23 protein-coding genes are annotated in these 20985 nt (G+C 67.9%); 11 read left to right on the top strand and 12 right to left on the bottom strand.

All coding sequences use genetic code 11. The features are described from left to right. The first annotated feature begins 52 nt into the window (after positions 1 to 52). Complete coding sequence (locus tag GNX95_RS17350) at positions 53 to 862, top strand: SAM-dependent methyltransferase (protein ID WP_163508448.1); 810 nt, start codon at positions 53 to 55, stop codon at positions 860 to 862. On the opposite strand, the gene dinB is transcribed toward GNX95_RS17350, so the two are convergent. Further along, the gene (dinB, locus tag GNX95_RS17345; protein ID WP_163508447.1) at positions 859 to 2055 is read right to left on the bottom strand and encodes a DNA polymerase IV; all 1197 of its coding nucleotides are present in this window, start codon (positions 2053 to 2055) and stop codon (positions 859 to 861) included. The two genes, GNX95_RS17350 and dinB, sit on opposite strands and share 4 nt — an antisense overlap. A gap of 73 nt (positions 2056 to 2128) precedes the next feature. On the opposite strand from dinB, the gene GNX95_RS17340 reads away from it, so the two are divergent. Then, complete coding sequence (locus tag GNX95_RS17340; RefSeq protein ID WP_222853726.1) at positions 2129 to 2881, top strand: alpha/beta fold hydrolase; 753 nt, start codon at positions 2129 to 2131, stop codon at positions 2879 to 2881. A gap of 244 nt (positions 2882 to 3125) precedes the next feature. Here the strand turns inward: GNX95_RS17340 and GNX95_RS17335 are convergent, their stop codons facing one another. From GNX95_RS17335 to GNX95_RS17325, 3 genes are read right to left on the bottom strand one after another with little or no spacing between them, the layout of a single operon-like run. Further along, entirely contained in the window at positions 3126 to 3743 is a 618-nt protein-coding gene (locus tag GNX95_RS17335) for a nucleoside/nucleotide kinase family protein (RefSeq protein ID WP_163508445.1), read from the bottom strand. Beyond that, positions 3730 to 4647 carry an oxidoreductase gene (locus GNX95_RS17330; protein WP_163508444.1) on the bottom strand — a complete coding sequence of 306 codons (918 nt, stop codon included), beginning with the start codon at positions 4645 to 4647 and terminating at the stop codon, positions 3730 to 3732. Before GNX95_RS17330 ends, GNX95_RS17335 begins: the two co-directional genes overlap by 14 nt. Beyond that, the gene (locus tag GNX95_RS17325; protein ID WP_163508443.1) at positions 4644 to 5192 is read right to left on the bottom strand and encodes a DUF998 domain-containing protein; all 549 of its coding nucleotides are present in this window, start codon (positions 5190 to 5192) and stop codon (positions 4644 to 4646) included. The genes GNX95_RS17330 and GNX95_RS17325 overlap by 4 nt, the downstream gene beginning before the upstream one ends. A gap of 17 nt (positions 5193 to 5209) precedes the next feature. Between GNX95_RS17325 and GNX95_RS17320 the strand changes: the two genes are divergently transcribed. Continuing rightward, positions 5210 to 5830, top strand: coding sequence for a VOC family protein (locus tag GNX95_RS17320; protein WP_163508442.1), 621 nt, complete (start codon positions 5210 to 5212; stop codon positions 5828 to 5830). Here the strand turns inward: GNX95_RS17320 and GNX95_RS17315 are convergent. From GNX95_RS17315 to GNX95_RS17300, 4 genes are all read right to left on the bottom strand, one after another. After that, positions 5827 to 9189 (bottom strand): S8 family serine peptidase, encoded by a 3363-nt coding sequence (locus GNX95_RS17315; protein ID WP_163508441.1) that lies wholly within the window; start codon positions 9187 to 9189, stop codon positions 5827 to 5829. The genes GNX95_RS17320 and GNX95_RS17315 overlap by 4 nt on opposite strands. A 358-nt stretch (positions 9190 to 9547) precedes the next feature. Further along, entirely contained in the window at positions 9548 to 9847 is a 300-nt protein-coding gene (locus GNX95_RS17310; protein ID WP_163508440.1) for a WXG100 family type VII secretion target, read from the bottom strand. Positions 9848 to 9890: 43 nt separating this feature from the next. Beyond that, on the bottom strand, positions 9891 to 10229 hold the full coding sequence (locus tag GNX95_RS17305; protein ID WP_222853725.1) for a hypothetical protein: 339 nt from the start codon (positions 10227 to 10229) through the stop codon (positions 9891 to 9893). Between the two features lie 118 nt (positions 10230 to 10347). Beyond that, a complete protein-coding gene (locus GNX95_RS17300; protein ID WP_163508439.1) occupies positions 10348 to 11598 on the bottom strand; it encodes an amidohydrolase family protein in 1251 nt (416 codons plus the stop codon). A 132-nt stretch (positions 11599 to 11730) separates the two neighbouring features. Between GNX95_RS17300 and GNX95_RS17295 the strand changes: the two genes are divergently transcribed. Beyond that, complete coding sequence (locus GNX95_RS17295; protein WP_163508438.1) at positions 11731 to 12897, top strand: acyl-CoA dehydrogenase family protein; 1167 nt, start codon at positions 11731 to 11733, stop codon at positions 12895 to 12897. Between the two features lie 15 nt (positions 12898 to 12912). Here GNX95_RS17295 and GNX95_RS17290 read toward each other — a convergent pair whose 3' ends face one another. Beyond that, on the bottom strand, positions 12913 to 13740 hold the full coding sequence (locus GNX95_RS17290) for a hypothetical protein (protein ID WP_163508437.1): 828 nt from the start codon (positions 13738 to 13740) through the stop codon (positions 12913 to 12915). On the opposite strand from GNX95_RS17290, the gene GNX95_RS17285 reads away from it, so the two are divergent. From GNX95_RS17285 to GNX95_RS17255, 7 genes are all read left to right on the top strand, one after another. Continuing rightward, on the top strand, positions 13739 to 14215 hold the full coding sequence (locus GNX95_RS17285) for a PPOX class F420-dependent oxidoreductase (RefSeq protein WP_246281666.1): 477 nt from the start codon (positions 13739 to 13741) through the stop codon (positions 14213 to 14215). The two genes, GNX95_RS17290 and GNX95_RS17285, sit on opposite strands and share 2 nt — an antisense overlap. Positions 14216 to 14228: 13 nt before the next feature. Further along, a complete protein-coding gene (locus GNX95_RS17280; protein ID WP_163508436.1) occupies positions 14229 to 14720 on the top strand; it encodes a metallophosphoesterase family protein in 492 nt (163 codons plus the stop codon). Positions 14721 to 15068: 348 nt separating this feature from the next. After that, positions 15069 to 15281: a hypothetical protein gene (locus tag GNX95_RS17275; protein WP_163508435.1), complete on the top strand. Its 213-nt coding sequence runs from the start codon at positions 15069 to 15071 to the stop codon at positions 15279 to 15281. Position 15282: 1 nt separating this feature from the next. Continuing rightward, the gene (locus tag GNX95_RS17270; protein ID WP_163508434.1) at positions 15283 to 16188 is read left to right on the top strand and encodes an FAD:protein FMN transferase; all 906 of its coding nucleotides are present in this window, start codon (positions 15283 to 15285) and stop codon (positions 16186 to 16188) included. Then, entirely contained in the window at positions 16185 to 16745 is a 561-nt protein-coding gene (locus GNX95_RS17265; protein ID WP_163508433.1) for a ferric reductase-like transmembrane domain-containing protein, read from the top strand. The genes GNX95_RS17270 and GNX95_RS17265 overlap by 4 nt, the downstream gene beginning before the upstream one ends. Continuing rightward, entirely contained in the window at positions 16745 to 17935 is a 1191-nt protein-coding gene (locus tag GNX95_RS17260; RefSeq protein ID WP_163510084.1) for an NADH-ubiquinone oxidoreductase-F iron-sulfur binding region domain-containing protein, read from the top strand. The genes GNX95_RS17265 and GNX95_RS17260 overlap by 1 nt, the downstream gene beginning before the upstream one ends. Further along, positions 17932 to 18165, top strand: a complete 234-nt coding sequence (locus GNX95_RS17255) for a ferredoxin (RefSeq protein ID WP_163508432.1) — start codon at positions 17932 to 17934, stop codon at positions 18163 to 18165. Before GNX95_RS17260 ends, GNX95_RS17255 begins: the two co-directional genes overlap by 4 nt. Here the strand turns inward: GNX95_RS17255 and GNX95_RS17250 are convergent. From GNX95_RS17250 to GNX95_RS17240, 3 genes are all read right to left on the bottom strand, one after another. Then, positions 18137 to 18769 carry a TetR/AcrR family transcriptional regulator gene (locus GNX95_RS17250; protein ID WP_163508431.1) on the bottom strand — a complete coding sequence of 211 codons (633 nt, stop codon included), beginning with the start codon at positions 18767 to 18769 and terminating at the stop codon, positions 18137 to 18139. The two genes, GNX95_RS17255 and GNX95_RS17250, sit on opposite strands and share 29 nt — an antisense overlap. A 173-nt stretch (positions 18770 to 18942) precedes the next feature. Next, complete coding sequence (locus GNX95_RS17245; protein WP_163508430.1) at positions 18943 to 19635, bottom strand: cyclase family protein; 693 nt, start codon at positions 19633 to 19635, stop codon at positions 18943 to 18945. A gap of 37 nt (positions 19636 to 19672) precedes the next feature. Next, entirely contained in the window at positions 19673 to 20602 is a 930-nt protein-coding gene (locus GNX95_RS17240; RefSeq protein ID WP_163508429.1) for a U32 family peptidase, read from the bottom strand. Positions 20603 to 20985 lie beyond the last annotated feature (383 nt).

Raw genomic sequence — 20985 nt, 5'->3', positions numbered from 1 at the left:
CACAGAAGGATCGGAGCCGACCGCGGCCGTTCGACAGGGTAAGTTGTGAGCCGTGTCCCACGAACTACCGATTGACACCACCAAGCCGAGCATCGCGCGCGTCTACGATTTCGCCCTCGGCGGCAAGGACAACTTCGAGGTCGACCGGGCCGTCTTCAACAAGATGATCGGCATCGATCCCAACATGCCGACGGTGGCGCGGCTGCACCGCGACTGGTCGCGCAAGGTCACCAGATGGCTGACCGAGTCGGTCGGCATCGACCAGTTCGTGGACTGCGGTTCCGGCCTGCCGACGATGGACAACACGCACGAGGTCGCCCAGCGGTCCAACCCGGAGGCGCTCGTCGTCTACGTCGACAACGACCCGACCGTCATCGCGCACGGCCGTGCGTTGCTGGAGGACAACGACCGTACGGTCTTCATCGACGCCGACCTGCGCGATCCGGACGCGGTGTTCCTACACGACCGCGTGCACGGTTTCCTCGACATGGAGCGGCCGATCGGCCTCATCCAGGGCGCGACCATCCACCACATCAGCGACCTCGCCGAGCAGCAGGCGCTGATGCGCCGCTATGTCGACTACCTGCCGTCCGGGTCGTACGTCGCACTGACCCACGTGCACAACCCGCGCGACGGCAGTGAGCTCGACCGGATGGCCAGCGGCATCGAAGAAGCGTATCGGACGACCAACGCGACCACGCGTTTCAAGACGTACGACGAAATTCTCACGCTCTTCGACGGGCTGGAGTTCGTCGACCCCGGCCTGGTGCCGCTGCACCGGTGGTGGCCGGGTGGTCCGCTCACCGGCAAGGAGCCGACCATCTATGGCATGGTGATCGGCGGCATCGCACGTAAGCCTTAATCTGGCAGCAACGGCACCGAAATTCCCGAATCGCGGCCGAGCAGGACCGCCGGGGTCAGTGCCTTGCCGCCGAACCGTTCGCGTACCGAGTCGATGGTCAGGTCCAGCGCGCTGACCTGCGGTCTGTCGAACGGCAGGGCGAGCTGGATGGCGCTGTCGTCGTCGAGGTTGCCGAGCGTCACGCCGATCAGCGTCAGGCCGCGGTGCTCGATCATCGGCGCGGCGGTGGTGAGCAGTCCGCGCGCGGCACGCAGGATCGACTGCGTCTGCGCGGTCGACTCGGCGAGCGTGTGCGACCGGGTGGCGCGGTTGAAGTCGTTGAAGCGCATCCGCAGCACGACTGTGCGGCAGACACGCCGTGCCGCGCGCAGCCGGCGACCGAGCTTGTCGACCAGGCCGACCAGCATCGCGTCGAGGTCGTCCATCGTACGTTTTCGCCGGCCGATGGCGCGTTGCGCGCCGATCGACCGGCGCCGCCTCCCCACCTGCACGCGCCGCGGGTCGCGGTTGTGCGCCAGCGCGTGCAGGTGCCGCCCGGACGCGCGGCCGAGCATCACCGACAATGCGTTCTCGTCGATCTGCGCGACCTCGCCGACCGTGGTGATGCCGCGGTCGCGCAGCTTGCCGGCGGTCACCTTGCCGACACCCCAGAGCCGCTCGACCGGCAGCGGATGCAGGAAGTCCAGCTCGCCGTCCGGCGGCACCACCAGCAGGCCGTCGGGTTTGGCCACGCCGCTGGCGACCTTGGCCAGGAACTTGGTGCGCGCGACGCCGACGGTGATCGCCAGGCCGACCTTGTCGCGTACCTCCGCGCGCAGCTTGGCCGCGATCGCCGCCGGCTCGCCGGACACCTGGCGCAGGCCACCGACATCCAGGAACGCCTCGTCGATCGACAGGCCCTCCACGATCGGCGTGGTGTCCTCGAAAATCGCGAAAACGTCCTTGCTTGCCTTGACGTACGCGGAAAACCGCGGCTCGACGACGATCGCGTCCGGACAGCACTGCCGCGCCACACCGCCCGGCATCGCGGTGCGTACGCCCCTGGCCTTCGCCTCATAGCTCGCCGCCAGCACCACGCCACCGCCGACGATCACCGGCTTGCCGCGCAGGAACGGGTCGTCGCGCTGCTCGACCGAGGCGTAGAAGGCGTCCAGGTCCGCGTGCAGAATAGAGGCCTCCGCGCGCTCGAACATGTGTTCGACAATAGCGTACGGTCGCGCCGCGGACCAGCGATGAGTTTCGTCGTCGGCGATGGTCTACTCAGGCATGACTTACGCATCCGTGAACGGACTGGAGCTTTACTACGAGATCCACGGCACCGGCGAGCCGCTGGTGCTGCTGCATGGCGGCTTGCACACCTTTGACCTGAGCTTCGGCGCGATGCTGCCGGAGCTGGCGGCCTCGCATCAGGTCATCGGCGTCGAACTGCAGGGGCACGGCCGTACGGCCGACATCGACCGCGAGCTCTCGATCGGCCAGTTCGCCGACGACGTGGCCGCACTGCTCAAGCACCTCGGCGTGGCGCGCGCCGACGTGATGGGGTTCAGCCTCGGCGCGCTGGTCGCGCTGGAGCTCGGCGTCCGGCACCAGGATGTCGTCGGCCGGCTGGTGCTGGCCGCCGCGCACGCACGGCCGGACGGCTATCACACCGACATCACCGATCCGAGCGCCTGGGCCACCTCCACGCGGATGCCGACCGCCGACGACTTCGCCGAAATGGCCGCCGAATACGCGCGCGTCGCGCCGCGTCCGAAGGATTTCCAGCCGTTCCAGCAAAAACTCTCCGCGATGGTCGCGTCGTCCAAGGGCTGGACCGACGACGAGCTGCGGTCGGTGGCGGCTCCGACGCTGCTCGTCATCGGCGACCACGACTTCGTACGGATCGAGCACGCGGCACAGATGCTGGAGCTGATCCCAACCGCTCAGCTCGGCGTCGTCCCCGGCACGACCCACGCCGGCCTGCTCCGTCGCGCCGACGTGTTGCTGCCGATGGTGGCCGCTTTTCTGAGCCGCAGCTAGCGCGTCGGCCGCCGGGCCGAACTACGGTTGGCGCGGGCGCGTTTTGGTCTCCGCGGTCGGGAATGGTGGTCTTGATGCCTCGGCCCTAGTCGCGGCAGGATCTACCGGTGTAGGCCTCGCTCCTCCGCCGAAACATCAACGACTCGCGAGAGATGCCAGCGGCGCATGATTTCCTTGAAAAAAGGGAAAATGTGCGTCAGCGATGTGGAGTCGATGTTCGCTGGTGATAGAATTGCGCGACCCCTTAGCCGGCCAGCAGTCTCGGCGCGTCGAAGTCGGTGTTGTCGACCAGTACGGTGGCACGCAATTGTGGCGCACAGCTACGAAAATAGAGCCGCTGGCCTTCGACATAACGCCGTACGCTCACGTGCTCCGGGTCCGGATTCGTGCCGTCCCGCGTCGCCATCCGTGGGACGCTCACGGTGAACGGTACGTCGAGAAACACCGACAGGTGCCAAAAATGCCGCAGCTCGTCACGATGGAGAAAGAGACCGTCGACGACGAGTACGGCATTTGGTGGCGCGACCAGCTCCGGCGTGTCCACGACCGCGTCGGTCGCCAGGTCGTGCGCTTTCGGTCGATAGCGCGGAAACGTCTCCAGCACGTGAGCCCGGAGACGATCGTGGTCGTAGGAGTCGAGCCAGAATCCTTCCGGCGACTGACGTCCTCGGCGATGCCGGATCGCGCGTACGTTGTGGAAGTCGTCGGCACTGACGCGTACGACCGGACGGCTCATCGCCTGCGCGAGCCGGTCAGCGAAAACGGTCTTGCCGGCACCATCGACGCCGTCGATGCCAACCCGCGCGCCGTCGATAACCGGAATGCGCGCCGCAATCTGGCGCAGCACATTATCCAGTGACATCGAACCTCGTTCCGGTCAGGCGCTCGGACTCCGCCCACAGCCGAGCGCCGATCGCTGGATCGTGGTCCGGCAGCCGGACGAACGGCCGGACCTCGACGGGAAACCCCCACCACTGAGCCAATGCCGGTCCGATCAGGGCACCGCTGCGCACGTCTGGATGCGTCGCGGCGTAAAGCACCGGCAACGATCCCATGTCGCTGCTCTGCGCCAGCAGATAGCCGGAAAATCCGAGCAACCGTGCGTCGATTCCCGGGCCGCGCCGGAAACCGCCGGTGAACAGGTTGGTCCGCGCATAGCCGGGATGTGCCGCCAGGCTCCGGATCCGGTCACACCGCCGCGCCAGTTCCCAGGCGAACAACAGGTTCGCGAGCTTCGACTGCGCGTACGCCAGCCAACGCGAATAGAACCTCTCGCCGTCGAGATTGTCGAAATCCAGAAAACCGAAATAGCCGAAGATGCTGGTCAACGTCACGACCCGCGGATCATCGGCAGCCAGCAACGATGGCAGCAGGCCGGCCGTCAGCGCGAAATGGCCGAGGTGGTTGACGCCGAAATGGGTCTCGAAGCAATCGACCGTCTGGCGCTTCGGCCGGCCGAGTACGCCGGCGTTGTTCACCAGGATGTCCAGGCGATCATCGGCAAACCGGGCGCTGAACGCGCGTACCGATGACAGGTCCGCCAAATCCAGCGGCAGCAACGAAACTCGCTCGGCTGGTACGCCGCCGCCGGTGATCAGCGCGACCGCGCCGGCACCGCGTCCGGCGTCACGGCAGGCGAGCGTGACGTGAGCGCCGGACCACGCGAGCGCTCGCGCCACCGCGAGGCCGATGCCGCTGTTGGCGCCGGTCACCACGGCCCGGCGTCCGGTCAGGTCAGGAATGTCACGCCGCCGCCACACCTTCATCGTTCGTCCGCTCGCCACAACCGGATGGCCGCCGTGACGGCCCAGGCCGCGACGACGACGGCGGCGAACCGCTCGGCGACGGCCGGCACGACATCGTGGCTGCGGATCAGCACGGCCCAGCCGAACAGCACCATGATCGCGGCCGTCATCACCACCGCGACCACCGGCCGCTCGTCCAGAGCCGCCGCGGCCGCGAAGGCGAAAAACGCGAAAACGCTGATGAACGCGTGAAAAGCGTCCTGCAACGGCACGATGCCGTCGGCGACCGGCAGCGGACAGCCGGCCGTACAAGGCACCGTCGCGGATCCGGCCAGCGCCACGGCCGCGAAGGCCAGGGCGACCGCCGGCCCGAACCGGCGGCGCAGGACGTACGCGCCGGCCAGCAGCACGGCGGCGAGCGCGGCCAGCAGGACGCCGCTGGTGTAGAGCGGCCCGGACAGCTCCGACAGGTAGGCGTCCCAGCGGCCGGCGCGTACGTCCGCCGCACCGACCAGCAGCGCGGCGGCAACCACCGCGACCACGGCTGCGACGCACAAGCCGATCACGTCATTAGTCTGACGGCATGCCAGTGGACCGCGACCTCGACCACCTCGTCTATGTCACACCCGACCTGCCGCGGACCGTCGCACGGTTCGCCGAGATGACCGGCGTCGCGCCGATCGACGGCGGCCGGCACGTCGGCCGTGGTACGCGCAACTACCTGGTCGGTCTCGGTGGCCAGCGTTATCTGGAGATCATCGGCGTTGACGACGACCAGCCGGAGCCGGACCGCCCGCGGCCGTTCGGCATCGACGAGCTGACGATCACCCGGCTGGTGACCTGGGCCGTCCACACCGACGACCTCGACGCTCGCGTCGAGGCTTCGCGCGCGGCCGGCTACGACCCCGGTCCGATCGAGCCGCTGTCCCGCCGTACGCCGGCCGGTGACCTGCTGGAATGGCGGCTGACCAACGGCGACCGGCGCGGCCTCGTGCCGTTCGTGATCGGTTGGGGAGCCAGCCGGCATCCGTCCACCGGCCTGCCGGCCGTCGAACTCGTGTCGCTGCACGGCCTGCATCCGGATCCAGCAGCGATCCAGCCAAAACTCGCCGCGCTCGACGCCGAGCTGGACATGCGAGAGGGTGCCGAGCCCAGCCTGATCGCCGGACTCGACACCCCCAATGGGCCGGTCAGCCTGACCTAACCCACCTTGTACGCGTACGGCAGCGACGAGACGACCTCGCCGGTGCCATAGAACGGCAGGCCGGTCGCGCCGGTCGGCAGGGTCGGCACGGTCACCAGGTTGAGGTGGCCGGACACCGTCGATCCCTTCGCTCCGGTCGGCGTGATCGTCACCGTCACGACCGCCGTCGTGCCTGGCTGGATCACCGCCGGCGCACCGAAGCCGGCGGTTGGATCAACCGCGGTGCCATACGGGTCGCCGGTCGACGACGTGACCGCCGCGTCGAACCCGGCCGTACGCATCGAGGACGTGTACGACGACGTGCCCGATGGCGCGCCGGACGAACCGAACGGACCGATCTCCTGCACGCTGGCAAACCAGATGCCGCGGCTGACCGACCCGGATTTCTCCGCGATGGTCGCGATCGAGACCGTGCTGCCGTGCTGCGCCGCCTGCAGGTCACCGAACACGTCCAGACCCGCGGCCGAGCCCTGCAGCTCGACCTGCGCCGGCACGCTCGAGGAGGTGGCGACGCTGAACTTGTTGGTGTCCGGTGGGATCAGGTAGATCGGCGCGTCCGCGCCGTTCTCCGGCAGGGTCACCGTCGTGCTGCCCTGGATCGGCACCGGCTGCAGCGTCTGCAGGCTGTTCGTACGTCCTTCGACGCCGACCGCGATCGGCTCCACACCGGTGTTGTGGACGACGACCGGCACCTGCACGGCCTTGCCGCGCTGCAGCGTCGTGTGGTTTGGCAGCGCTGCTTTGACGTCCACCTTGTCGTAGGCGATGGTTCCGTTGAACCGCTGTGAAATGTCATTGCCGGTCACCGGATTCTGCACGACGACAACGAGAGTCCATCTGCCAGGCAGCGGATTGGCGTCGAACAGCTGGATTCCCCTGCCCTGGCTGACCGTCTGGTAGGACGGGTCCAACGAGGCGTTGCTGTTCACGTCAGCCAGCTCGCCGTTGGGGTCGACCAGCACCGCGTCGACCAGGTCACCGGCGTCCTTTTCCAGCGCCAGGGCGACATCCAGGTCACGGTGGCCCCGGCGTACGTCGAACTGATAGCTGAACGTCTGCGCCGGCGAGACGGCACGCGCGTTGCCGCCGGTGATCTCGCCGCTGAACCGCCCCGGCGTCGGGATCAGGCTGCGTACGACCGCCGCGACCGAGGTCTGGTGGCCGTCGGAGCTGGCGAAAGTGGCCGAATAATCGGCATCTCCGCCGCTGGCCGGCGTGGTCAGGGTGACCCGCACCTGCCGGCTGGCACCGGGCGCCAACGTGAAGTTGGCCGGGCTGACCTGGCCGTACGGCACGGCTCGCTGCGTGTCGGTGACCAGCTTGATCGGACCGCTGTAACCGGCGGCGTTGGTGGCGGAGTAGAGCACCGCCGTCCAGGTGCCGGCGGCCGGCTGGCGTACGTCGACGTTGGCGTAATTGGCGCTCGCCGCGCCACCCTGTGGACGGCTGTTGGCCACGAAAGTGCCGTCTGGCGCCAAAAGCGTCAGCCGTACGACCTTGGACGCGCCACCCTGCCAGGTCATCCTGGCAAACAGCCGCTGCGCGCCGGCCGGCACGGTGAAGGTGACCTTCTTGTAGGCCCAGCTGGCGCCGTTGTAATAGGTGAATTTCGGCAGCGTGGCATTGTCGAAGGTCAGGCTCTGCGTCTGCGACGACAACGGCGTGAAGCCGCGCGTACCACCGGCGACGGTCAGGTTTTTGTTGCCGATGTTGGTGACTTTGACCGTCGTCGACTGCCGGCTGCCCGGCGCGCCGGTCAGCGTCACCTGGTTGGTCGACAGTGCGAGGTTGGAGCTGACGCCGGCCGGCGCGCCGGTGCCGCCGGGAGCGGTCAGCGCGGCCTCCACCGCGGCACGCGCGTCGAGCAGGCCGGCGCCCTGCTCGTCGGCCGGCAGGCCGAGGTCACGCGTGGTGCTGGTGATCAGCTGCTTGACCAGCGCCGGACTCGGCGACGCACCTTTGTGCGCGTTGCGATAGGCCTGGATCACCAGCGCCGCGACACCGGCGGTCAGCGGAGCCGACTCGCTCGTACCACCGAAGGACTGCACGTCGGCGCCCTGAGACGGCGACTGGAACGTGCGGCACTCGGCGTACGCCGGGTCGCAGTCGGCCCAGTTGCCTTCGCCCGGCGCCACCAGGTCAGGCGTACGGCCGTTCTGCGTGATGCCGGACGAGGACAGCGCGGAGATGTTGTCGCTGATCCACTTTCCGTTGGAGAACGGGAAAGCCGCGTACGTGGTCTGCGCGTACAGCCGGTTGTCGGTGGTCGCGGCGGCCGAGATCACCAGCGGGTCGGTCGCCGGAGCGCCGATCGTCGAGGTGATGCCGGCGTCACCGGTCGAGGCGGTCACGGTCACGCCGGCCGCCACCGCGTTGTCGTTGAACACCTGGAAAAGCTCGCGCGAGCTGAGGTCCGGATACTGGTTGAGGCCGAGCGACTCGTTGATCACGTCGACGTGGTCGACGGTCACCGCGTAGTCGATCGCCTGCAGGACCGCGGAGTTGGTCGCGGTGGAGCCGAAGACGTTGAGGCCGACCAGGCTGGCGCCGGGCGCCACGCCGCGGACCCGGATGTTGCAGCCGGGCGGCAGCGGATGCGCCTGGTTGACGAACGTGGACAGGTCGTGCACGACTGTCCCCTGCGCCGCGATCGACGAGGCGTCGCCGTACGCTTCGGCGCCACCCTCGGTCGTGTCCGGCCCGTCGCCGGAGAAGTCCTGGTAGTCGGCGAAGACCTTGCTGCCGTCCGGCCGGACGAAGTCGGCGTAGTTGGGGTTCATGTTGTCGGCCAGGAAGGCGACCTTGACGCCTTTGCCGTCGGCCAGCGCGGCCGCGCTCAACGCGCGTATCGAGGTGAGCGCCTCCGGCTCGACCAGCGGCTTGCTGGGATCGGCCGGGCAGATCGCGTTGGGTGCTTCGGTGTTTTGCCTTGCCTGCGGCGCTTTCGCGCCGCCGGCGGCCGGCGGGGTGGCCGGCTCCGGCAGCTCCACCTTGGAGTCCGGCAGCACCGCGGCGACCGCCGGGTCGGCGGCGAGCGCGGCGGCCTGGTCCGGTGTGACGGTGGCCGAGAACGCGTTGCCGAGCGCGAAATGCTTGACCTTCGCCGGCTTGGCGCCGGCCAGCCGGCCGAGCACCGCGTCCTGGGCGCTGGTGGCCTTGGCGCGCCGGCTGCTCGACTGGGCCTTCGTCGCCGGAGCGCCGCCGAGCTGGTCACGTAGGACGACGACGATCGCGCGATCAGCGGTCGCGGCGGCGGCCGGCTTGGCCGCGGCGACCGGTTGTCCGACGGCGAACGGTACGGCGGTCAACAGCGCGACGGCGCCGGCGACCACCTTGAATCTGGGACGGGGAAAAGCCATCTGCGCGCCTCCGGGAGGAAAGGAACCGCAGTTACTTTTTCCCGCCGGCAGCAGGTGCGCAATAGGCGAATCGGCTGAGCCGAATTAGCAGGTTTTGCAGTGAAAACAAGGGAAAAGTCGGCACGCCCGCCCAGGTTGCCTCAACGATAGCCCAAGACTTCTTGGCGTACAACGGCCCGGTCCGACGGTCGCATGGCCACCATGCGTGCGTTGGATGCACGCATGGTGGCCATGCGACAAAAAGCGACGGTGGAGTGGTCGGGTTGGGGCGACCACTCCACCGTCTACTCGGGGAGATCCGTTACGGATCTGGTGGGATTGCTCGTTCTGGCTGAGAGGCGAGTCTGGCGAGGTGCGTCTAGCCGGGGAACAGGTTGTTCATCTTGCCGATCAGCGCGCTGTACTGGCTCGCCGCGTCGGACGTTGCGGAGTTGAGCTTGTTGAACGCGGCCTGTACGGCCTGGTAGTGCTGGTCGTACTCGCGGTGCCCCTGCGAGTAGCCGTCCTTGGCGGCACCGTCCCACTGCGACAGCGTGCTCTGCGCCGCGTTGTTGATCTCGCCAAGAATCTGGTTGAACTGGTTCAGGTAGCCCTGCTGCTCGGCTGCCAGGCTCTGCAGGTGACCGACGTTGCCACCGACCTCGTACTGACCACTCATGACACTGTCCTCGCTCTCAGGTTGTCGTCTCGGAAAAGTGGATCTACCGGTTGGGGTTCGCGGCCAGGGCCGAGAGGCCGGACGCCGCGGTGGACATGCCGTCGGAGGCCTGCTGGTCGGTCTGGTTCACACCGGACTGCGCCTCGGACAGCTTGATGCCGTGCTGGTTGACCCACTGCGTGAGCTCGCCGAACCGCTGCAGCAGCTCGTTCTTGGCCAGCTGGAACTTGACCAGTCCGTTTCCCTGGATCGCGTCCTTGTCCTTGGACATGAGGTCGATCAGTGCGTTCAGCTTGCCTTGCAGGGTCTGCGCGTTGTGGCCCTGCTTTTCGCCACCCTGGCCCAGCGCGTTCGCCTGAGTCAGACCAACAAAGTTGCTCATCGTCGATCACTCCTTCTTATCCGACTCCCAGCTCCCCGCCGGGCATGACCTAACAATGCCCAACGCCGGCGCGGTCCGCTCCTTCTGGCCCAACAGGTGGCACGAAGTGGGGAGAGCACTAGCCCGCCAGCCGCCTTGCCGCCACCTCCACTGCCTCGCCGACCTCGGCCGTACGCGCGTCGACAAGCCGCCCCTCGCGCTTGACGAAACGACCTCCGACCAGCACAAACTCCACGTTGCCCGGATGCGCGGCGGTGACCACGGCACCGACCGGATCGTGCTGGACCGCGCCGGCCAGGTTGACAGCGCGCGCGTCGACCACCGCGATGTCGGCCTGCTTGCCCGTCCGCAACGACCCGATTTGTCGCTCCAGGCCGACCGCGGCGGCGCCGTCGATTGTCGCCATCCGCAAGACTTCGGCCGGCGACACCCGCGGCCCGCGGCCAAACTGGCTGGTCAACAGGGTCGCCCGCAGGACCGAGAACAGATCGCCGGCGACGCTGGTGACCACGTCCACGCCGAGGCCCGTGGTGATGCCGCGCTCCCGGAGCCGGCCGACCGTCGGCTCGCCGTGGCCCATCCGCGCCTCCACCGCCGGCGTGATCGCGACCGCGCCGCCGGAGTCGGCGATCAGGTCGACATCGCCGTCGTCGAGCGAGTTGGCGTGGACGTACGTCGTGTCGGCGGTCAGCAGGCCGGCCTCCCGCAGCGCCTCGATCGGTCGCGAGACCATCCTCGCGCCGGTGTGGACGAAGATGCGCAGCCCGAGCTCGGCGGCCAGCCGCCAGTCGTCGAGAACGTCCGCCATCGGCCCGTACCCCAGGCCGAGCGGTCCGAGCGCGAGTGTCACCAAACCGTCTTTGTGCTGGTCGCGGATCCGCCGGACCTCCCGGGGCCGACGCAGCTCAGGTGCGGTGACCGGATAGCCGTACGCGAACACCGCACGGATTCCGGACGCCCGCAGCGCGTCCAGCGCCGCGTCCGTGTGCTCCGGCGAGCGCTGGATGTGCGAGTAGTCCTGCAGGGTCGTGATGCCGGCATCGAGGCATTCCAGCGCACCGGCGAGCGTGCCGAGCCGTACGTCCGCCGGCGTGAACCGCGCGGCCAGCCGGTGGCCGACGAGGTCGAGATAGTCCATCAGGTCGATGTCGGTCGCCACGCTGCGTAGCAGCGCCTGCCAGGTGTGCCGATGCGCGTCCACGAGTCCCGGCAGCACGATGCGGCCGGTCACGTCGATGACCTCGGCGTCCGCGGTCAGGTTGGGGCCGACGGCGGCGATCCGGTCGCCGTCGATCAGCACGTCGGTCTCGCGACGGACAGTTACCTCCGGCTCGGTGTCGATCACACAGCCGTTGCGAAGCAGGAGCATCTCGAATTCCTCTCATAAGAAAGCTTTCTCAAAAGCTATCACGAGAGGGTTGCCATTTTCACTGGGCCTGACCACTGACGACCGCTCGCCGGTCGCATAACGTGAGGTGACACTGCTCCGAAGGAGGCACTCGTGACACCGGACCGCGCGGACTTTCTCGACCTGGACAGCGAGCTGACCGGCGAGGAACGCGACATCCGCGACGCGGTCCGGTCGTACGCGGCCGCCGAGCTGGAGCCGAACGTCGCCGAGTGGTACGAGTCCGGCACGCTGCCGGCCAAGCAGCTGGCCAAGGGGTTCGGGCAACTCGGCCTGCTCGGCATGCACCTGGAGGGTTACGGCTGCGCCGGCACCAGCGCGGTCGCGTACGGCATCGCCTGCCGCGAGCTGGAGGCGGTCGACTCGGGCTTGCGCAGTTTCGTGTCCGTGCAGGGATCGCTGGCGATGTTCGCGATCCACCGCTGGGGGACGGAGGAGCAGCGCCAGCAGTGGCTGCCGTCGATGGCCACTGGCGAGCTGCTCGGCTGTTTTGGCCTCACTGAGCCAGATGCCGGCAGCGACCCGGGCAGCATGCGCACGCGCGCACGTCGCGACGGCTCCGACTGGATCCTCGACGGCGCCAAAATGTGGATCACCAACGGCACGGTCGCCGATGTCGCGGTGGTCTGGGCCCAGACCGACGAAGGAATCCGCGGTTTCGTCATACCGACCGCCACTCCTGGCTTCAGCGCCAACGAGGTGCACCACAAGCTGTCGCTGCGCGCGTCGCTGACCGCCGAGCTGGTGCTGGACGGCGTACGCGTGCCGGAGTCGGCCGTTTTTCCTGACGTACGTGGACTTCGCGGGCCGCTCAGCTGCCTCAACGAGGCGCGATATGGCATTCTCTACGGCGTCGTCGGCGCCGCTCGCTCGTGCTATCTGGCGGCGCTGGACTACGTGTTGTCACGTGAGCAGTTTGGCAAGCCGCTGGCCAGTTTCCAGCTGACGCAACGTAAACTCGCCGACCTGGTGGTCGAGGTCAACCGCTCCGGCCTGGTCGCGCATCGGATCGGTGTGTTGAAGGACAACGGAAAACTGCACCACAATCACGTCAGCTTCGGCAAGATGGCCAACGTACGGTCGGCGCTGGACGTGGCGCGGACGGCCCGGTCGATGCTCGGCGCCAACGGGATTTCGCTGGAATATCCGGTGATGCGGCACATGGCCAACCTGGAGACCGTGCTGACGTACGAGGGCACCGAGGAAATGCACGCGCTCAGCCTCGGCCAGTCGGTGACCGGCATCGCCGCCTTCCGCTGACTCGGCGACACGACCTCAGCTCAGGTCGTAGCGGCGAAACAGGTGGATCTCGGAGTTGATCGTCATGTTCATCTCGTCGACGATCAGCGTGTTGTTGAACCGCAACGTGTCCAGCCGTACGCTCTGCGAAAGGAAATCGGCCAGCCGCCGAAACTCGATGTAGGCGACGCCTTCGTAGGCGTTGTCGAACGAACTGCCGCCGAGGGTCGTGTGCACCTGCTCATAGCCGCACATGTTGGTGTGGTCGGCGTTGTCGAAAACCAGCGGCGCGTGCTTGCCGATCCAGTATCGCTGCGCCTCGGCTCGCGTACGGTTCCACGGCGTACGCGACAAAACCGTGAGAAAAACCGACCGCTGGGTGGTCCCCGAACTCGGCACGATCGTGTATCGGCGGTCGCATTCGAACGTCGACAGCTCAGCGCACACCGTGCGCACCCGGTCGGCGAGATCCAACGCGGCCGGATCGGCCGATTTTTGGTAGCACAGCTCGATCATGCCGTCGAAATGCGGGATCACGTGCGCGTCGAAGTACGGCGGGGCCGGCACGTCCCACAGGTTGCCGAGCAGTCGCAGACCCGGACGCGTACGCGGCAACACATACGGCACGACGCCGAGCCGGGTGGCGTTGCGGTAGACGCGGACGCGCGGCCCGCCGAGGTCGTCGCGGCGGATCTCGGCCAGCACCGCCTTCCAGAAAGCGACGTTGGCTGGCCGGCCTCTGAGCAGCAGATGGACCGTGGTCCCCGGCTCGGCGGCGAAGGACCGGCTCGGCGGATCGGGATGATCGCGCAGGAAAAGCGCCTCACGCACCAGCTCACGCATCTCACCCAGCCGAGCCGTCATGCAGACAATTTACCAGTGGAACACCGGTGTTCCGGTGTCACAGCAATGTGCCTTCTTCCCCGACCACGCGGGTACGCCGATCATGATGGACATGGACGCATTGGCCAGAAAACTGCTCGACGGCAAGAACTTTGCCACCATAGCCACCCTCAACGCCGACGGAAGCCCGCAAACGTCGGTGATGTGGGTGAAACGCGACGGCGACAGCGTGCTCTTCTCGACCAGAGCCGACCGGCAGAAGGCTCGCAACCTGCGCCGCGACCCGCGGCTCAGCCTGTCCGTCTTCGATCCGGAAAACCCTTACCGATACGTGGAAATCCGCGGCAGGGCCGAGCTGACCGACGACCCGGACAAGACGCTGCCGCGCGAGCTGTCGCACAAGTACGTCGACGCCGACCCGCCGTACGAGCCGGCCGAACTGCTGCGCGTCATCGTCCGGGTGGTGCCGGACAAGGTCATCACCTTCGGCGCCTGAGAGACTCATTGGCGTGAGGGTTGTCGTCGTCTCCGACACGCACGCTCCGCGGCGCTGGAAGTCCTGCCCGCCGCGGCTCGCCGAGCACCTGCGGGCCGCCGACCTGGTCCTGCACGCCGGAGACGTGTGCGTGCCGTCGGTCCTCGACGAGCTCGCCGCGTACGCGCCGGTGCACGTCGTCGCCGGCAACAACGACGGCCCGGACGTGGTCGCCTGGGGTGCGCCGGAGACGCTGGAGCTGGACCTCGACGGACTCGCGGTGGCGATGATCCACGACAGCGGCCAGGCGACCGGGCGTACGGCCCGGATGCGCCACCGCTTTCCGTCCGCTGACCTGGTCGTGTTCGGCCACTCGCACATCCCGCTGGACCGGTCCGGCGACGGCGTACGCATCTTCAACCCCGGTTCGCCGACCGACCGCCGCCGCCAACCGGTCGGCACGTTTGGCGTGCTGGAGATCGAAAACGGCGCGCTCACCGAAGCCAGGATCGTGCCGGTCGACTAGTGTCCCGAGTCTGAAATTCGTTGCTCAGCTCGGGGATCCAGGCGGTGACTGAGTGTGCCGGAAAAGCGCCCTCATACCGGGCGTATTCGGGCGCCTTTCCGGTGCGCTCAGTCGCCGTCTGGGCGCCGAGATAAGTGACGAATTTCTGACTCGGGACACTGGGGCCTGTCTGCATATTCCGGGGGGATGAGAGTCGAGATCCAAACGTCGTGATGTGACAGCGGCTCGGCTATCGCTCCGCGGAGTATGGAGACAGGCCCTAGCGCACAGGTGCGGGTAACCGGCCGCACAGCTGACCCACAGCCGGCGCACGGACTCTGGAAGCACCCGGAGAAAGGTGGGACGGCGATGGGATCGGCGAGCGACTGGACAGCGACACGACGGACCGGCCGGCGCCGGCTCTATGGCGCGACCGCGGCGATCCTGGCCGTCAGCCTCGGCGCATCGAGCGCGATCGCTCTCGGCATCGCGGCGAGCGCCACTGCGCGACAAACCACGACCCCGGCTGTGTCGAGCGGCAACGCCGACAGCCAGTCGCACGCGCAGTCGTCCGGGTCGTGACATGAAAACGCTGGTCAGCGGGCCGGAGGTGGCCGAGTGGCCGGTGTGGAGTACGACCGCGCGGCTGGTCGTCACCGACGCGGCGGCTCTGCCGGCGGCGCGCGCGATCGTCACCGCCGAGCTGGCCGAGATCGACCGAGCGTGCAGCCGGTTTCGGGCCGACTCGGAGCTGATGCGCGCGCACCGCGGCGGCCAGACGGTGACGATCAGTCCGCTGCTGGCCGAGATCCTGGCGGCCGCGCTGGAGGCGGCGCGTACGACCGGTGGTGACGTGTCGCCGACGGTCGGCGGCGCGCTCGCCGACCTCGGCTATGACCGCGACTTCGACCTGGTCACCGACGGCGGCGCGACCGTACACGTGGTCGTCCAACAGGCACCTGGCTGGCGCCGCGTACGCCTCACGGGCCGCCGGTTGACCATCCCGCCCGGCGTCGTGCTCGACCTCGGCGCGACGGCGAAGGCGATCGCCGCCGATCGATGCGCGGAAACTGTCGCCGCACGGACCGGCACCGGCGCGCTCGTCAGCCTCGGCGGCGACCTCGCGACCGCCGGTCCGCGGCCAGACGGATGGCAGATCTTCGTGCGGGACCGGCCGGACGACCCGGCCTGCACCGTACGCATCCCGGCCGGCGCGGCGATGGCGACATCGAGCACGCGCAGCCGACAGTGGAGCCGCGACGGCCGCGTTTTGCACCACATCATCGATCCGCGCACCAGCCAGCCGGCGGAGCGGGTGTGGAGCAGTGTTTCGGTGGTGGCAAACACGTGTTACGCCGCGAACGTGGCCTCCACCTGCGCGCTCGTACGCGGTCGCGGGGCTGCGCGCTGGCTGCGCGAACGGCGTTTGCCAAGCCGTCTCGTACGACCGGATGCCAGTGTGCTGACGCTGAACGGCTGGCCGACATGACCGAAGCGCTCTGGTATGCCGGCCGCGCGACCGGCCTGGTGACGCTTGGCCTGTTCACGATCGCGCTGGCGCTCGGCATCGCGACCAGATCCGGTCGGCAGCTGGCCGGGCTGCCACGGTTTGCGGTTTCCGCGCTGCACCGCAACGTCAGCCTGCTCGGCCTCGCGTTTTTGGCCGTCCACATTGGATCGCTGTTCTTCGATCCGTACGCACAGCTGCGGATCGCCGACGTGATCCTGCCGTTCGCCTCGACCTATCGTCCACTGTGGACCGGTTTCGGCGTGGTCGCCTTCGACCTGGCCGTCGCGGTCACCGCCACCAGCCTGCTGCGACGCCGGATCGGTCCGCGTGCGTGGAAAATCCTGCACTGGCTGTCGTATGCGATGTGGCCGTTGGCGGCAGTGCACGCGATCGGCTCCGGCAGCGATGCCGGTCAGCTCTGGATGATCGGCTGTGTGCTGCTGTGCGGGCTGGTCGTGGTGGCTGCCGTGGTGTGGCGACTCGACCCAGGATTTGCCGAGATTTCTCAGCTCGGCCGGCGAAAGGTGAGCCGGTGATGACGACGACCATGCCGACGCGGCGGTTGTTGACCGCTGGCGCGGAAAATCTCGCCGAACACGTTCGGCGCAACGGACCGCTGCCGTGGCAAGGTGGCATCGGCCGGCTGATCCCGGCGATCGAGTCGGCCGGACTGGTCGGCCACGGTGGTGCCGGATTTCCGGCCTGGCGCAAGCTCGCCGCGGCCGCCACCGGCGAGCGTCCGGTGGTGATCGGCAATGCCGCCGAAGGCGAGCCGGGCAGCGGCAAGGATCTTTTCCTGCTCCGCCGCGCACCGCACCTCGTGCTCGACGGCCTCCAGCTGGCCGCCGAGGCGGTCGGTGCGCAGAAGGCATACCTGTATGCGCCGGCAGCCGCCGACAACCTCAAAACCGCCATCGCTGAGCGAAAAGAGGTCGATCGCCATCGCGTACGCCTTGTGACGTCACCTGATCGCTACCTCGCCGGCCAGGAAACCGCCGCCATCGCGAAGATTTCCGGGCGACCAGCGTTGCCAACCGGCCGGCTCACGCCCGGGATGCTGGTGCATAATGTCGAAACACTGGCACACCTGGCGCTGATCGCGCGGCACGGACCGGCCTGGTTCCGGCGGCTCGGCACGCCGGCAGAGCCGGGGACGTTTCTCGCGACGATCACCGGTCCGCTGGCATCGCCCGGCGTTTACGAAATACCGTACGGCACACCGCTCATTGAGGTTGTCGACGCGACCAGGCCGAAGGTGCCGCTGCAGGCAGTGCTCGTCGGCGGATGTCACGGCGGCTGGCTGCCGATGGCGACGGCACGCCAGACGCCATTGTGCAACGCCTCTTTGCGCCGGTTTGGCGCCTCGGTCGGCGCCGGCGTACTGACCGCATTGCCGATGTCGGTGTGCGCGTTGCGTGAAGTCGCGCGGATCGTACGATATCTGGCTGAGGAAGCGGCAAAACAATGCGGTCCGTGTCTGAACGGCCTGCCCGCGCTGGCGGATGCCGTGGAACTGCTGGCAAACGGCTATCGGCACGGCGACCTGGTCGGCCGAATCGACCGGCTCTCCGCGCTCGTCACCGGGCGCGGCGCATGCCATCATCCGGACGGCACGGCACGGTTGGTGCACAGTAGTTTGCGCGTTTTCGAAAAGGAGATCGAGCTACACCTGGTCGGCCGGTGTTCCGCGTACCCGCCACGGATCCCGGTGCAGAGGCAGCCATGAGCGCGGCCCGGCTGCACATCGACTGGATCCGCTGCGACGGTCGCGGCACCTGCACCGAGCTGCTCGGTGAGGTGCTCGACCGGGACGAGTGGGGCTATCCGCTGCCGCGCGACGGCACGGCGCGGCCAACTGTGCCGGCAGAGCTGGAAAACCAGGCACACCAGGCGGTCGCGGCCTGTCCGCGGCTCGCGTTGCGGATCGTCAGGTGGCGACAGCCTGACGCGACTTGAGCTGCGCCTCCACCACCCGAGCGCGGATGGCCTCCAGCAACTCGTCGTGCGCCGCGTTGAGGTCGACCTCGTCCGGCTCGAGCAGATATTGCTGAGCGATGCCGCGCAAGGACCCGACGAACCAGGCGGCCATCCCCTCCAGGTCGACACCGGACTCCTCGGTGACGCCGGCGGCGCGCAGGCCCTCCACAAAGGACGTACGAAACTTCCTGCGCAGCCTGACAAACTCGATGCGCAGCTGCGGCGACGGTCCGAGCGATTCCAGCAGCAGCACGTAATAGACGCGATATGTGGTGGTCGCCTCGGTGACCATCTTGCGATGCGCGGTCAGCGCCGCACGCATGGCACCGGCGAAGTCCTCGACCTCTTTGAGCTCCGGTTGCAGGACCGCGCGTTCCCATTCCTCGATCACCCGAGCCACGACCGCGGCCAGCAGCGCGTCTTTCGAGCCGAAATGGAAGTTGACCGCGGCACGGCTCATCCCAGCGCGAGCGCCGATCTCGGCCACCGAGGTGGCCTGCACGCCTTTTTCGGCGAGCAGTGCCACGGCCGCGTCGAGAAGACGCTGCCGGCTCGCGGCGGAACGTTCTGCCTGGGTGGCCACTGCGACAAACCTCCGGGATCGCTGACTTGGTCTATACCAGAAGGTAGCGCATCCCCGCGAAAGTTGCTAAACGCTTCGCAACAATGTAACCTGTGACTCGCGCTCGCTGGACCCCCCGACCAGCGAGCGCATCTTTTCCCGCTGATCTCACCAAAACACTGGTTTCACCAAAACTACGCGAAAGCGATCGCACGGACCGGCGAGCCGGAGCCGTCGTGGATCGGCAGCGGCAGGGTGATCAGATATGACCAGGCCGGCAGCTCGCCGAGCCGGCAGAAGTTCTCGCCGATCAGCACACCGTTTCCGAGCAGCTTGTGGTGCACCGGGTTGTCCGATCCGGGAAGGTCCGGCGAGCACGCGTCGGTGGCCACCAGCCGTACGCCCACGTCGACCAGATATTCGGCCGCCGGCAACGAAAGCGCCGGCCACTGCGCGAAGTCGCCACCGGCCGGCCAGCGCTCGTCCCAGCCAAACCTGACCAGCACCGCGTCGTCCACGTCGAGCCGGCCGTTTTCCTGTTCCCACTGGCGAATCCGGTCGCGGTCGAGCTCCTTGCCGGCCGGCACGTCGGTGGCCTCGATCCTCGCCGCACGGCCGAAGAGCGTGTCCAGCGGATGGTCGAGAATGCTCGCCGCGTCGGCCACGAAATGCGCCGGCGCGTCCAGATGCGTCCCGGAGTGTTCACTGAGCGCGAGCCGAAAATGCCGCGCCGCGTCACCCTTGGTGTAGCACTCGACCAGCTCGTGTTCGTACGACGCGTGGGTCGGCCATTTCGGCATCCCGGGCCGCAGCGGATGGGTCAGGTCGATCGCCTGAAGGCCGCCGATCAGGGTGCCGAGCTGCTCAACCGCGCTGCTGTCCGGCATGCTGCTCCTCGCGATTTCCAGCGCTGTCAGGCAAAGACTATCCCACCGGCACCGCGAGGTCGCTGGCCGGCAGCGTCGAGGTCACCGCCTCCGGTGCGTAACGGCGGAGCAACCCCAGGCCGATCTCGGCGCGGCGTACGCGCTCCTTGGCCAACGCGATCGCGGTCGCCTCCAGATGCGTGCCGGCCGGATAGATGTTTGGCGAGTTGCGCAAACCAAACTTGAGATAGACCGGCGCCGCGACCCGTACCAGCTCGGCGATCTCGAAATGCCGGACGAACCCGCCCTGGTCGTCCGGCGCCTCCACGTAGATATCCAGCGGGATGTCGATCGCCTGCCGGATCGCGGCCAGCTGCGCGAGGCTGAGATCGGTGGGGACGTTGTAGGTGTCGGCGCCGGTGCGTTCGGCCAGCCGGATCGAGGCCGGGTTGGACAGTCCCATCTGGACGCTGATCTTGAACCGCAGGTCGGCCGGCAGCTCGCCGGCGGAGCGCATCGCGGCGGCGACCGACAGCACGCCGAGGTCGGTCACCAGCACGCTGCGGATGCCGAATTCGGCCGTACGCTTGATGTCCTCCAGCACATGCACCAGTTGCTCGCCGCCGCGCGCCTGCGCGACCACGCTGCCGGCGCCGGCGGCCAACGCGGCCGCGCCGGTGTCCCAGCCGGCCAGCGGCCGCGCGAAGAGACTCACCTCGACCTGCCGCGCGGCGGCCAGCTTGGCCATCGTGGTCAGCTCGCCGTCGGTCTGCAACATTCCGCCGCTGCCCTGCGAAACCCGGTGTACGAGCACACCGCGCGCATCCGCCTCGACGAACACCGCGGCCAGCACACGCGGCCCCTCGACGCTCGGGATCTCCACGCGATACTGGGCGCCGTCCGGAAAACGCTTGGTGCTGCTGGGAAGGTCGGTCAGGTCGCCGCCGGGAAGATCCAGCGACCGCAGGAACTCGCGCGTACTCTGCACAGGACGTCCTCTCACTCGACCAGGACGATCCTAACGGTCATCACTTGGCTGCCATATGTCCGTTTTGCATATCATGATCAACATGTATTGCGTCGCGGAGACACCTCTTCTGCATCGTGAGTCACAATAGTCACCCCAGCAACAGCTTGGCGCCGGCGTGATGTTCGCATGGACCCTTACGTGCGTCAGACGCACGTAAGGAGGCCAGGCCACCACACCAGAAACAGACAAGACCCGCATTTAGCGCCACAGCAAGACCATTTGGCGTCCACTGCGACGGGTTTGCTTTTCAATGTGGCTGGCTTGCTCGTTCTTCCCGTCGGCGCACCCCCACACAAGCAGACACCATCAAGGCGCCCCCTCACTTGAGGTCGCCCGCCGCG

Source organism: Fodinicola acaciae (assembly GCF_010993745.1).
Lineage (GTDB): Bacteria > Actinomycetota > Actinomycetes > Mycobacteriales > HKI-0501 > Fodinicola > Fodinicola acaciae.
Note: the sequence above shows the minus strand (reverse complement) of the source record. Positions and strands in the feature narration are given on the sequence as shown.